The sequence below is a fragment of the Actinomadura opuntiae genome (genome assembly GCF_030283205.1).
GTDB lineage: Bacteria > Actinomycetota > Actinomycetes > Streptosporangiales > Streptosporangiaceae > Spirillospora.
Genome location: NZ_JASNWF010000001.1, coordinates 268,855 through 280,773, shown reverse-complemented (window position 1 = coordinate 280,773; position 11,919 = coordinate 268,855). Strand labels below are relative to the sequence as shown.

Below are 11,919 nucleotides of genomic sequence, written 5' to 3'. Positions count from 1 at the left end.
GCGGTGCGGGGCCGGGTGTTGCCGTAGCTGTAAGCAATCGGAGAGGGGAACGGTAATGGCTACGAAGGCCCTGACACGCGAGACGTTCGACGAGACGGTCGGCGGCGACGGCATGGTCCTGGTCGACTTCTGGGCGTCCTGGTGCGGGCCCTGCCGCCAGTTCGCGCCGGTCTACGAGCGGGTCTCCGAGCGGCACCCCGACGTCGTGTTCGCCAAGGTCGACACCGAGGCCGAGCAGGACCTCGCCGCCGCGTTCCAGATCACCTCGATCCCCACGCTGATGGTCGTCCGCGACCGGGTGGTGCTGTACTCCCAGCCGGGCGCGCTCCCCGAGGACTCCCTCGAGGACCTCATCTCGCAGGCCCGCGCCCTCGACATGGACGAGGTGCGCCGGGAGGCGGAGGCCGCCCACCACGCCTGACCGTGCAGGTCAGGCGGCCCAGACCGTCTTGGCGTTGCAGAACGCGTGCATCCCCTGGGCGGACAGCTCGCGCCCGTACCCGGACCGCTTGACGCCGCCGAAGGGCAGTTCGGGATACGAGGTCGTCATTCCGTTGATGAACACCTGCCCGGCGTCCAGCCCGCGGACGAACAGCTCCCGCTCGCCCGGGTCCTGCGTCCAGGCGTTGGACCCGAGGCCGAACCCGGTGGCGTTGGCCAGCTCGATCGCCTCGTCCGCTCCGTCGACCCGGAACAGCGAGGCGACCGGGCCGAAGACCTCCTCGTGGAACATCCGCATGTCGCGGGTCACGCCGCCGATCACCGTGGGCGGGTAGTACCAGCCGGGGCGGTCCGGGCGCTCGCCGCCGCACAGCACCGTCGCGCCCTTGCCCACCGCGTCGGCCACCAGCTCCTCGACATCGGCGCGGCCCTGCTCGCTGACCAGCGGGCCGACGTCGGTGTCCTCGTCCATCGGGTCGCCCACCTTCAGCGCCCGCATGTTCTCCACGAACAGCCGCTCGAACTCCTCCGCGCAGCGGCGGTCGACGATGAACCGCTTGGCGGAGATGCAGCTCTGCCCGTTGTTCAGGCAGCGCGAGGTCGCCGCCGTCTTCGCCGCGGCCCCGATGTCGGCCGACGGCATGACGACGAACGGGTCGCTGCCGCCGAGCTCCAGCACCGTCGGCTTGATCTCGTCCCCCGCGATGGCGGCGACGGACCGCCCGGCGGGCTCGCTGCCGGTCAGCGTGGCGGCCTTCACGCGCGGGTCGCGCAGCACCCGCTCCACCTTCGCCGAGCCGATCAGCAGCGTCTGGAACGCGCCTTCGGGGAACCCCGCCCGGCGGAACAGGTCCTCCAGGAACAGCGCGGTCTGCGGGACGTTCGAGGAGTGCTTCAGCAGCCCGACGTTGCCCGCCATCAGTCCCGGCGCGGCGAAGCGGATCACCTGCCAGAGCGGGAAGTTCCACGGCATCACCGCCAGCACGGGCCCGAGCGGCTCGTAGTGGACGTAGGCGTCCCGGGCGCCCACCGCCTCGGGGTCGGCGGGACGGTCGGCGAGGAACTCCGCGGCGTGCGCGGCGTAGTACCGGCACGCCTTCGCGCACTTCTGGGCCTCCGCGATCGCGGCCTTCAGCGTCTTGCCCATCTCGGTGGTGAGCATGGCCCCGACCTGCTCGGCCTCGGCGTCGAGGATGTCCGCGGCCGCGTTCATCCACTCGGCGCGGCGCCCGAGGTCGGTCGCGCGGTACGCGGTGAACGTCTCGGCGGCCCGCCCGATGCGCCGGTCGATCTCCTCGTCGGGCAGCTCGTCGAAGGTCTTCTCCACCTCTCCGGTCGCGGGGTTGGTGGTGGCGATCGTCGTCATGTCCGGATGCTCCCTAGCCGTCCGCTTGGTCATCCGGGACCTGCCCGAGCGCATCCCCAGGAAACACCGCCGCGGGCGGCCGGGGCGCGCGAGAACCCCGGCGGGGCGGGGCCTCCGGGCCACTGTCCACAAAACCCTTGCTGACCTGCTTAAACGTGACATGCCTCATACACCCCTCCGGACCGGAAGGCTGCGGCGCGGCCCTGGCGTTTAACCCGCTTTGACGCTGCCTTTGAAGAGGAGAGGGACCTTGGCGACCCCGGTGATGCTGCGCTCGCTGCGCCATCACAACTACCGGCTCTGGGCCACCGCGGACCTCGTCTCGATCACCGGGACGTGGATGCAGGTCCTGGCGATGAACTGGCTCATCCTGTCCATCACCCACTCGGCCACCGGCGTGGGGCTGGGCCTGGTCCTGCAGGCCCTGCCGACCATGCTGCTCGGCCCGTGGGGCGGTGTGATCGCCGACCGGCTCCCCGCCCGGTACGTGGTGGCCGCGGGGCAGGCCGCGCAGGCGGCGCTGTCCACCGTGCTCGCGCTGATCGCCGCCGGCGACCCGTCCGGCACCGGCGGCCTGTACGCGATCTCGCTGGCGTCCGGCATGGTCACCGCCATGACCTCGCCCGCGCTCGGCCGGTTCGGCGCCGAGGTCGTCGGCCCGGACGACCTGTCCAACGGCCTGGCGCTCGGCTCGGTGCTCAGCTCCGGCGGCCGCATCCTCGGCATGAGCCTCGCCGGCGTGATCATCCCGCTGGCCGGGGTGCCCGGCGCGTTCGCCGCCAACGCGGCGAGCTTCCTCGGCGTGCTGCTGGCCGTCGGGCTGATGCGCGCGAAGGAGCTGCACGTCCTGCCGCCCGCCGAGCCGGGGGAGCGGGGCGTCGCCGCCGGGTTCCGCTACGTGCTCGGCAACCCGCGGCTGCTGGTCATGTTCGGCCTCGCCTTCGCGCTCGGCAGCCTCGGCCGCAACTACCAGGTGACGATGGCGGCGATGAGCCAGGGGCCGCTGCACGCCGGCGCCGGCGGCTACGGCGCGCTGTCGGTGGTCTTCGCCGTCGGCACCGTGCTCGGCGGCGTGTACGCCGCCTCCCGCGCCCGGCTCCCGCTCGGGCTGCTGCTGATCACCGCGGCGCTGTGCTCGGCCGGCCAGCTGCTCAGCGGCGGCGCCCCGAACCTGGCGCTGTTCGGCGCCGCGATGCTGCCGATCGCGGCCGGCGCCGTCGTCCTGGACACCACCGTCGCCACCCGCGTCCAGCTGGACAGCCCCGGCCGCCTGCGCGGCCGCGTCATCGCCGCGCAGGGCATGGTCGGCGCCGCGTCCGGCGCGGTCGGCGGGCCCGCGCTCGGCGCGCTCTGCGACACCGTCGGCCCCCGCGCCGCGCTCGTGTTCGCCGGCGCCGTGTGCCTGGTCGCCGCGTCCGCCGCGGCCTACGCCCTGGCCCGCCTGCGCCGCACCGGCACGGCCCCCGCCACCCCGGCCGCCGCCGACGCGGTCCCCGCTCTGGTCCTGGCCAAGGTCTGACTCCGTCCGGCGGCGGGCTCCGTCACGTCCCCGCCGCCGGCCGGCCGCGCAGGCCGGCGGCGACGCGGAGCACGGACTCCCATTCGCCGGGAGTGGGGTCCACCGGACGGTGCGCGGTGAAGTACGGGTTCAGCTCGACGTGCCCGTCCCCGGCGTGCAGGCGGACGGCGTCCAGCATCCGCGGCACCGGGTCATCGCCGCGCCGCGAACCGAGCTCGGCGATGACCTCGTCCAAGGCGCCGGCCAGGTCGATGCCCGGAGCGGTGACCGTCCCGCCGCAGCGGGCGAGCTGCTCCTCGTAGCGGTCCTCCCAGAACTCCACGCGCCACCCCGGCCACAGCTCGTGCAAGGCGGGCACCAGGCCCCTGCAGGAACCGCCTATCCAGACGCCCGCCGTCCTCGCGTCGACGTCCACGTGAAGGCCGCCGCCCGGGACCTCGGGGAGGTCCAGCCGCGGCAGCCCTCCGGCGGGCAGCCGGTCCAGCAGGGCCGGTCCCTGCCAGGCGGTGTGGGCGTACCAGTCGAGCGGATAGACGGTGCACGCGCCGGAGGCCCGGACGGTGAGGAGGTGCACCTCGTCGTCCAGGTCGGTGACCGTCTCCTCCGGCAGGAACCGCTCGTCCTCGTCGGGAGCGCGGACGGCCGACCGGTCGACTCCCGCCGCTGCGGCGAGGTCGCCGATGCCGTCGTAGGCCCACCGCACCGTCCAGCCGGGCCACGTCTCGGCGAGCAGCGCCAGGAAGGCCCGCTTGCACGGCAGCTCCAGCATCAGCTGGTCGCCGTAGAACACCAGCCGCCGCGAGGTCGAGTCGATGACGGCGCCGCCCTCGGCCCAGGCGTCGTCCAGCCAGTCGCGCTCCGGGTCGTCGCAGCGGTGCTGCGCGGTGACGAACCGGACGGCCGGCGCCGGCCCCGCGGCCAGCGCCGAGCACACCAGATCCGCGCCCCAGTGGGAGTAGTGCAACTGCACGCCACCGGAGCCGATCAGGACGAAGTTCGCACGGGCGCCCATGGGCCGCGACGCTACCGCCGCACGGCGCGGCGCCCCAGCGGTTTTCGCGGTGCCCGCTCAGCGGGCGGGACGGAGGAGGGCCTCCTGGGCGATGGAGGCGACGAGCGTGCCGTCCGCAGTGTGGAGCGTTCCGCGCGCGAGCCCGCGCGCGCCGTGGTTGGTGACCGGCTCCACCGAATAGAGCAGCCACTGGTCCACGCGCGGCGGCCGGTGGAACCACATCGCGTGGTCCAGGGTGACGGCGGTGACGAGGCGCCTGGGGGAGCCGGGCGCGCGGGCGCTGCTCACCACGCCCATGTCCGACAGGTAGGCCAGCAGGCACGCGTGCAGCGCCGGATCGTCGCCGATCGGCCCGGCCGCCCGGATCCAGAACGGGTGCGGCATGGGGAACTCGCCCTCGCCGGGCGGGTTCACCACCCGGATCTCGAACCCGGTCGGGTGCTTGAAGAACGCCGGCAGCGTCGGCTCCGGCAGGGACTCGGGTGCCGGCGCCGCGGGCGGGCCGGGCGGCTGCCAGTCGAAGCCGTCCTCCGGCTCGTGGAACGAGGCGATCAGCTCCAGGATCGGCTTGCCGCCCTGCGCGGCGGTCACGTGCCGGGTGGAGAACGAGCGGCCGTCGCGGGTGCGCGCGACATCGAACCGCAGCGGCTCCTGCGGCGTGCCCGGCCGGATGAAGTATGCGTGCAGCGAGTGCGGCGGCCTGCCGCCGGCGGTGCGGCACGCCGCGCGCAGCGCCTGCCCCGCGACCTGCCCGCCGAACAGCCGCGGCCGCCCCACCGACGGGGAGTCCGCGAGGAAGGCGTCGTCGCCGAGCGCCGTCAGTTCCAGCAGCCGCGTCATGTCCCAGGGGGCCTCGCCCATGAACCCTCCAGAGCCGGTCCGGGAGCCGCCGCTCCCGGCACCGCGCCGGGCCGCGGACGGCTCGTCCGCGCCGACCCTATCCGCGCACGGGGATGAACCGGTCATCCGGGTGTGAACACTCCGGCATTGGGGAGAGCGGTGCGAGTGCCGCGCGCCGCCGACCTATGATCGCCGTGGGGGACGGCGCGGCGCCCCGGGGGCCGACGGCGCCCGGCCGGCCCCGCCGAGGAGATGAGAGAGGCAATGGCTGATATCACCGAGGCGCCCGAATGGACGGCGCTCGCCGAGCACCAGGCGGAGCTGGCCGGCCGGCATCTGCGCGAGCTGTTCGCCGAGGACCCGGGACGCGTTGAGCGCATGACCGTGACCGCCGCGGACCTCTGCCTGGACTACTCCAAGCACCGCGTGACCGGCGAGACGCTGCGGCTGCTGGTGGCGCTGGCCGAGCGGGCGGGGCTGCGCGACCGGATCGCCGCGATGTTCTCGGGGGAGCACATCAACGTCAGCGAGGACCGCGCGGTCCTGCACACCGCGCTGCGGCTGCCGCCGGGCGAGGCGCTGGCGGTGGACGGCCAGGACGTCGCCGCCGACGTGCACGCCGTCCTGGACAAGATGTCGCGCTTCGCCGAGCGCGTCCGGTCCGGGGAGTGGACGGGCTTCACCGGCAAGCGGATCGCCACCGTCGTCAACATCGGCATCGGCGGGTCCGACCTCGGGCCCGCGATGGCGTACGAGGCGCTGCGCGACTACGCCGACCCGGAGATCTCCTGCCGGTTCGTCTCCAACATCGACCCGGCCGACATCGTCGGCAAGCTCGCCGGGCTCGACCCCGAGCGGACGCTGTTCGTCATCAGCTCCAAGACGTTCGGCACGCTGGAGACCCTCACCAACGCCAAGGTCGCCCGGCAGTGGCTGATCGACGGCCTCGGCGACGACAAGGCCGTCTCGCGGCACTTCGTCGCGGTGTCGACCAACGCCGAGCGGGTCGCCGACTTCGGCATCGACACCGACAACATGTTCGGGTTCTGGGACTGGGTCGGCGGCCGCTACTCCTTCGACGGCGCGATCGGGCTCTCGCTGATGGTCGCGATCGGCGGCGAGGCGTTCCGCGAGATGCTGGCCGGCTTCCGGGAGGTCGACGAGCACTTCCGCACCGCGCCGTTCGAGGCGAACATGCCGGTGCTGATGGGCCTGCTCGGCGTCTGGTACACCGACTTCTTCGGCGCGCAGACCCGCGCCGTGCTGCCCTACAGCCAGCGGCTGTCGCGCTTCCCCGCCTACCTGCAGCAGCTGACGATGGAGTCCAACGGCAAGTCGGTGCGGGCCGACGGCGCGCCGGTCGTGGCGCAGACCGGCGAGATCTTCTGGGGCGAGCCCGGCACCAACGGCCAGCACGCCTTCTACCAGCTGCTGCACCAGGGCACCCGGCTGGTCCCGGCCGACTTCATCGGGTTCGCCGAGCCGTTCGAGGACCGGGCGGGGATGCACGACCTGCTGACGGCGAACCTGCTCGCGCAGACGTCCGCGCTCGCGTTCGGCAAGACCGCCGACGAGATCGCCGCCGAGGGGGCCCCGGCCGCGGTCGTGCCGCACAAGGTGATGCCGGGCAACCGTCCGACCAGCACGATCCTGGTGCCGAAGCTGACCCCGAAGACGCTCGGCGAGCTGGTCGCCCTCTACGAGCACATCGTGTTCGTCGAGGGGACGATCTGGGGCATCGACTCCTTCGACCAGTGGGGCGTGGAGCTCGGCAAGGTGATGGCGCAGGACCTCGCGCCCGCGCTCACCTCGGAAGAGCCGCCGTCGGACGCGCCGGACGCGTCCACCGCCGCACTCGTCCGCAGGTACCGCGAGCTGCGCGGCCGCCGGGTCTGACCGCTGCGACGGAACGGGCCCGCCGGTCACGCCGGCGGGCCCGTTCCGTTACGCCCGTGGTCAGGCCCAGCCCTGCTCCTCCAGGATCGCCCGGTACTCGCCGTAGGAGATGAACCCGTCGAGGTTGGCGTCGGCCCTCTCGAACCGGTCCTGCGTCTCCGCGCGCGTCCACGACAGCCCGAGGTGCTCCAGGACGAGGGTGAACTCCATCAGGTCGAGCCGCTCGTCCTTGCCGAGGTCCGCCTTCGTGAACACGGCGAGAAGATCGTCCTCGGTCGGCCTGGTGGTCATCGCGCTCCTCTGATCCCCGACGAAGTCGGGCCGGGGGTGTGGGGGTCGTCCCCCCTCGGGGGACTGAGCTGGTCTGATATGCCTCGCATCATAGACTTCGGGCATGCGCCGATCGAGCACCACGGTGATCGTCGTGGCGGGGGAGCGGGCCGGGGACGTGCTCGCCGGGCTGGGCGGGCTGCGCAACGTCCGCGCCCTCGCCCGCGGCGACACCCCGCCCGCCGAGTTCGCCGCGCTGGTGGGTCGCGCCGGCGGCACCTACGTGGTGCACGACGACGACCCGCTCGCGGCCGTCCGGGACGCCTGGACCGCCTTCTTCGACGGGGTGTCGGCGCCCGGCCCGCTGGAGGTCGCCGTCGAGGAGGCCGTCGCGGCGCTGCGGTCCGGCCGGGTGCAGCTCCCCGACTACTACGTCGTCCTCGACCCCGAGGGGCTTCCCGAGACGACGCGGCACTGGTGGCTCGGCGTCCTGGCCGGCGCCGCGCCCGCGCGCGTCGTCCCGGCGCCCTCCTCGCCGTCGCGGGTCGCCGCGGAGCTCGGCCGGCTGTCGCCCGGCCGCTGGTGGCCGGACGACCTGGCGTCCTGGCTGCGGGAGCTGCCCCGGACCGTCCCCGACCAGGTCGGCCTCCCGGCGGGTTAGCCGCAGGACCGAGAGCGGTCAGCCGCCGCCGGTCAGCTCGGGGACGCGGTGCCGGTAGCGGGCGATGAGCTCGGTGTTCCGCTCGTCGCCGCCCGGCACGTTCGCGCTCGTCCACCGGGGCGGTTCCACGCCGCGCGCGGCGGCGAGGTCGTCCAGGTCGGCGAGGATCCGCGACCAGGCGTAGGCGGCCAGGATCGTGGAGACCGCGGCGGTCCGCGGCGCCTCCGGCGGATGCAGGACGTCCCCGGGCGGCACCCGGGTGTCGACCACGATCGCGGCGTGGTCGGCGAGCGTGGTCGCGGCCCGGACGGCGGCGCCGCTCGCGGCGCGCGCCGAGGTCACCGCGACGACCGGGACGTCCCGCGCCGCGCACTCCTCGGCGATCTCCACCGGGTACGGGTTGCTGCCGCTGGTGGAGAACACCACCGCGACGTCCGGCGGGACGGGCGCGGCCTCCTTGACGACGGCGCGGCCCACGCCGGCGCGCCGCTCGGCGCGGGTGCTGCGCACGGCGTCGTCCAGCGGAAGCACGTCCGGCGCCCAGATCGGGCGCACCGCGGCGAGGCCCCCGGCCCGGTAGAACGTCTCGCACACCATGACCAGCGAGTGCCCCGCCCCGGCGACGTGCACGATCCCGCCCGCCTGGACCGCGTCGAGCAGCAGCGCGGCCGCGGCGCCGATGGCCTCGCCGGAGGCGGCGTCGAGGTCGTCGAGCAGGGAGCGCACCCGGCCGGGGAGCCGCTGCCGGGCGGCGTCAGGCATCGGGCACGGCCTCCTTGAGGGCGCCGGCCAGCTCCTCCCGACCGGGCGCGGCCCGCAGCCGGTCGGCCAGCCCGCCCGACAGCGACCGGGCCAGCGCGGCGAGCGTGCCGACGTGCGCGTCCGGGTCCGGCGTGCAGAACGCCAGCAGCAGGTCGACCGGGTCGTTGTCGGGATGCCCGAACTCCACCGGCGCCGCCAGCCGGGTCACACCGACGCCGACGGCCAGCCCGCCGTCCTCGGGACGGGCGTGGACGAGCGCGAGGCCCTTGGTCAGCACGATGTACGGCCCGTTCTCCTCGACGACCCGCTCGCACGCCGCCGGGTAGCCCGCGCCGGCCGCGCCCGCGGCGACCAGGCCGGCGGCGGCCTCCCGGACGGCCTCGCGCCAGTCCCGCGCGGCGACGTCGTCGTTCGCGGCGATGACGGTCACGGCATCCACCCCTGCTCGGTCAGCCGCTCCTTCAGCTGCGCGGCCAGGCCGTCCTTGTCGAGGAAGTCGCTGATCGTGATGACGACGGGCGCGAGGTCGGCGACCTCGCCGGTGTGCATGCCCTGCCCGATCACCACGTCCGGGGACATGCCCCGCGCGGACGACACGTCGGTGTTCTCCACCCGGGCGTCCACGCCGAGCGAGCTCAGCGCGTCCTCGGCGGTCATCTTCAGCATCAGGCTGGAGCCCATGCCGACCCCGCACACCGCGAGGACCTCCAGCCGCCTGTCCAGTGCCATGTCGGTTCCCTCCGTCGTGAGTCGTTCAGGCCTTCGCGGTGGCCGCGTCGGCGGGCGCGGTCTCGTCCTCGGCGGCGGCGCGGCGCTTCTCGGCGCGGCCGAGCAGGACCAGGGTGACCACGGTCGCGGCGAGCGCGACGAGCGGCACCAGCCAGACCGACTCCCTGCCGATGACCGGGTCGGCGGCCTTCAGCAGCCAGCCGATCGCGTACCAGTCGGGGTCGGCGAGGGTGGACAGCTCCGGGGCCGTCCGCTCGTAGAGCCCCCAGGTGAAGCCCTGGCCGACCGCGAGGATCAGGCCGGACACCACACCGCCGAGGACGGCGCCGCGCCAGCCCGCCACCACGTTGCCGAACAGCCCGGCCGCGCCGCCGACGAAGAACAGCATGATCATGGGCGGGGCGAGGGTGAACCAGCCGGCCGCCGCGGAGACCGCGAGGCAGAGCAGGAACACCACCGTGGACGTCACGAACCCGAGCATGACCGCGGTCGGCGCGACGGGGAAGACGGTCGGCGCGTCCAGCGCGGGCCGGGTGCCGGGGATGACCCGGTCGCTGAAGCCCTTGAACGCCGGGACGATCTCGCCGAGGAACATCCGCACCCCGTACAGCAGGATCGCGATGCCGCCCGCGAACCGCAGCCCCACCAGCAGCCCCCACACCCATGGGGACAGCTTGGCGTCCATCTCGGCGGCGGCCTTGGCCACCACGCCGTCGTCGGCGAACGCGACCCCGAGCAGCATGATCACCGAGATGATCAGCGCGGTGCTGATGTTGACGTCCTTGAAGAACGACAGCTGCCGGGGCAGCGTCAGCTTCTCGGTGTCGTGCTTCTCGCGGCTGCCGAGCGGCCGGGCGGCGTACCCGGTGATGAGGCAGGCCAGGGAGCTGGTGTGCGCGTATCCGAACCGGTCGTCCGGCATGACGCGGCGCATCAGCGGGCGCATCCACAGCGGCTGCAGCGTCCAGTACGCGGCGACGAACCCGGCCCCGCACAGCACCAGCGTGGCCTGGTTCGCGCCCGGCGCGATCGTGACCAGTGACGCGACGGTGACCGTGCTGATCCAGAACATCAGGTGGCCCGTCAGATACAGGTACCGCGCCGCCGGGAACAGCCGCACGATCAGCACGTGCGCGAGGAACGCCACCGTGATCACCAGCGCGATCGTTCCGCCCTGCTCGGTCAGGAAGTCGGTGAGCGAGTGGTCGGCGTGCGGCGGCGTCGTGCCCATCGCGCTGGCCAGCACCGTCTGGAAGCTGGACAGCCCGCCGGTGAACACGTCCACGCCGATGAACAGGATCACGACGCCGATCGTGGCGCGCAGCGCGCCGGCGACGACGTCCTCGGCCCGCTTGCGCTGCAGCATCAGCCCGGCGAGCGTGATGAGCCCGATCAGGATCGGGACCTGGCCGAAGACGTTGTTCGCCAGGAACGTGAGGATGTCCTTGATGACGCCCATGGTGAAGTCGCCTCACTTCTCAGGGGTGGAACGTGCGCTGTGGCCCCCGCCAGCGCTGGTGGACGGTCGTGCCCCGGACGCGCGCCGGGCGCGCGCCGGAGAGCGGTCAGTGGGACGGCGGGCGGAGGTCCAGCTCGAGGCGGTACCGGTCGCCGCGGTAGAGGGACCGGACGTACTCCAGCGGCCGGCCGTCCTCGTCCCGCGTCACCCGCTCGAACAGGAACGCCGGCGTGTGCACCGGCACGCCCAGCTCGGCGGCCTCCTCCGGGGTGGTGACGGTCGGCTCGATCGTCTCGGTGCCCGAGGCGATCACGATGCCGGCGCCGCGCAGCAGGTCGTAGAACGACCGGCCCTCCAGGACGTCCCGGCGCAGCCCGGGCATGAGCGCCCGGGGCAGGAACAGCGTCTCGATGGCCATCGTGGCGCCGTCCGCCAGCCGCAGCCGCCGAATGGTAAATACCTCTTCGGTCGGCGACAGGGCGAGCCGCCTGCCGATCCGCGCCCCCGCGGTCTCGGTGCGGAACGACAGCACGCGGCCGCCCGGCTTCATGCCCCGGCGGATCATGTCCTCGGTGAAGGAGGTCATGGTGAGCGGCACCGCGATCCGGGGTTCGGCGACGTAGGTGCCGCTCCCGTGCCGCCTCTCGAGCAGGCCCTCCGCGACGAGGCCGTCCACGGCCTGCCGTAACGTGGGCCGCGACACGCCGAGGTCCTCGACCAGCCGGCGCTCGGACGGCAGCGCGTCACCGGGCTCCAGGTCCTCGAGCATGGCGAGCAGCTCGCGGCGGACCGCCTGCCGCTTCGTGTTCCCGTTACGGCTCTCACCGCCAGACCGCACGCCTCCACCCTTCCATGGAGCCGATCCCGTCGCCGCACACGCTACGTCCCGTCGTGCCAACTGGTCAATACCACTTTGTCGATGTTTGCCGTGGCGGTCCGCGGGCCCGCGGCCTACGGTCACCGA

13 protein-coding genes are annotated in these 11,919 nt (G+C 73.7%); 4 read left to right on the top strand and 9 right to left on the bottom strand.

Features of this window, described 5'->3' with window-relative positions:
* Positions 1-55 precede the first annotated feature (55 nt).
* Positions 56-421 (top strand): thioredoxin, encoded by a 366-nt coding sequence (gene trxA / locus QP089_RS01590; RefSeq protein WP_285909316.1) that lies wholly within the window; start codon positions 56-58, stop codon positions 419-421.
* A 9-nt stretch (positions 422-430) separates the two neighbouring features.
* On the opposite strand, the gene QP089_RS01585 is transcribed toward trxA, so the two are convergent.
* Positions 431-1,807 carry an NADP-dependent succinic semialdehyde dehydrogenase gene (locus tag QP089_RS01585; protein WP_285909315.1) on the bottom strand — a complete coding sequence of 459 codons (1,377 nt, stop codon included), beginning with the start codon at positions 1,805-1,807 and terminating at the stop codon, positions 431-433.
* A gap of 250 nt (positions 1,808-2,057) precedes the next feature.
* On the opposite strand from QP089_RS01585, the gene QP089_RS01580 reads away from it, so the two are divergent.
* Positions 2,058-3,326, top strand: coding sequence for an MFS transporter (locus QP089_RS01580; RefSeq protein WP_285909314.1), 1,269 nt, complete (start codon positions 2,058-2,060; stop codon positions 3,324-3,326).
* A 22-nt stretch (positions 3,327-3,348) separates the two neighbouring features.
* On the opposite strand, the gene QP089_RS01575 is transcribed toward QP089_RS01580, so the two are convergent.
* Positions 3,349-4,338: a hypothetical protein gene (locus tag QP089_RS01575; RefSeq protein ID WP_285909313.1), complete on the bottom strand. Its 990-nt coding sequence runs from the start codon at positions 4,336-4,338 to the stop codon at positions 3,349-3,351.
* Positions 4,339-4,395: 57 nt separating this feature from the next.
* On the bottom strand, positions 4,396-5,199 hold the full coding sequence (locus QP089_RS01570; RefSeq protein ID WP_285909312.1) for an acyl-CoA thioesterase: 804 nt from the start codon (positions 5,197-5,199) through the stop codon (positions 4,396-4,398).
* Positions 5,200-5,442: 243 nt separating this feature from the next.
* On the opposite strand from QP089_RS01570, the gene pgi reads away from it, so the two are divergent.
* A complete protein-coding gene (gene pgi / locus QP089_RS01565; RefSeq protein ID WP_285909311.1) occupies positions 5,443-7,074 on the top strand; it encodes a glucose-6-phosphate isomerase in 1,632 nt (543 codons plus the stop codon).
* 60 nt (positions 7,075-7,134) lie between these two features.
* On the opposite strand, the gene QP089_RS01560 is transcribed toward pgi, so the two are convergent.
* Positions 7,135-7,365, bottom strand: coding sequence for an EF-hand domain-containing protein (locus tag QP089_RS01560; RefSeq protein ID WP_285909310.1), 231 nt, complete (start codon positions 7,363-7,365; stop codon positions 7,135-7,137).
* 103 nt (positions 7,366-7,468) lie between these two features.
* On the opposite strand from QP089_RS01560, the gene QP089_RS01555 reads away from it, so the two are divergent.
* Positions 7,469-8,005 (top strand): hypothetical protein, encoded by a 537-nt coding sequence (locus tag QP089_RS01555; RefSeq protein ID WP_285909309.1) that lies wholly within the window; start codon positions 7,469-7,471, stop codon positions 8,003-8,005.
* Positions 8,006-8,023: 18 nt separating this feature from the next.
* Here the strand turns inward: QP089_RS01555 and QP089_RS01550 are convergent, their stop codons facing one another.
* The 5 genes from QP089_RS01550 to QP089_RS01530 all read right to left on the bottom strand — a co-directional run bounded on the left by QP089_RS01550 (position 8,024) and on the right by QP089_RS01530 (position 11,793).
* Complete coding sequence (locus QP089_RS01550) at positions 8,024-8,767, bottom strand: sugar isomerase domain-containing protein (RefSeq protein WP_285909308.1); 744 nt, start codon at positions 8,765-8,767, stop codon at positions 8,024-8,026.
* Positions 8,760-9,197 (bottom strand): PTS sugar transporter subunit IIA, encoded by a 438-nt coding sequence (locus QP089_RS01545; RefSeq protein ID WP_285909307.1) that lies wholly within the window; start codon positions 9,195-9,197, stop codon positions 8,760-8,762. Before QP089_RS01545 ends, QP089_RS01550 begins: the two co-directional genes overlap by 8 nt.
* On the bottom strand, positions 9,194-9,496 hold the full coding sequence (locus tag QP089_RS01540) for a PTS sugar transporter subunit IIB (protein ID WP_285909306.1): 303 nt from the start codon (positions 9,494-9,496) through the stop codon (positions 9,194-9,196). The genes QP089_RS01545 and QP089_RS01540 overlap by 4 nt, the downstream gene beginning before the upstream one ends.
* 25 nt (positions 9,497-9,521) lie before the next feature.
* Entirely contained in the window at positions 9,522-10,955 is a 1,434-nt protein-coding gene (gene ulaA, locus QP089_RS01535) for a PTS ascorbate transporter subunit IIC (protein ID WP_285909305.1), read from the bottom strand.
* A gap of 106 nt (positions 10,956-11,061) precedes the next feature.
* Positions 11,062-11,793: a GntR family transcriptional regulator gene (locus QP089_RS01530; RefSeq protein ID WP_285909304.1), complete on the bottom strand. Its 732-nt coding sequence runs from the start codon at positions 11,791-11,793 to the stop codon at positions 11,062-11,064.
* Positions 11,794-11,919 lie beyond the last annotated feature (126 nt).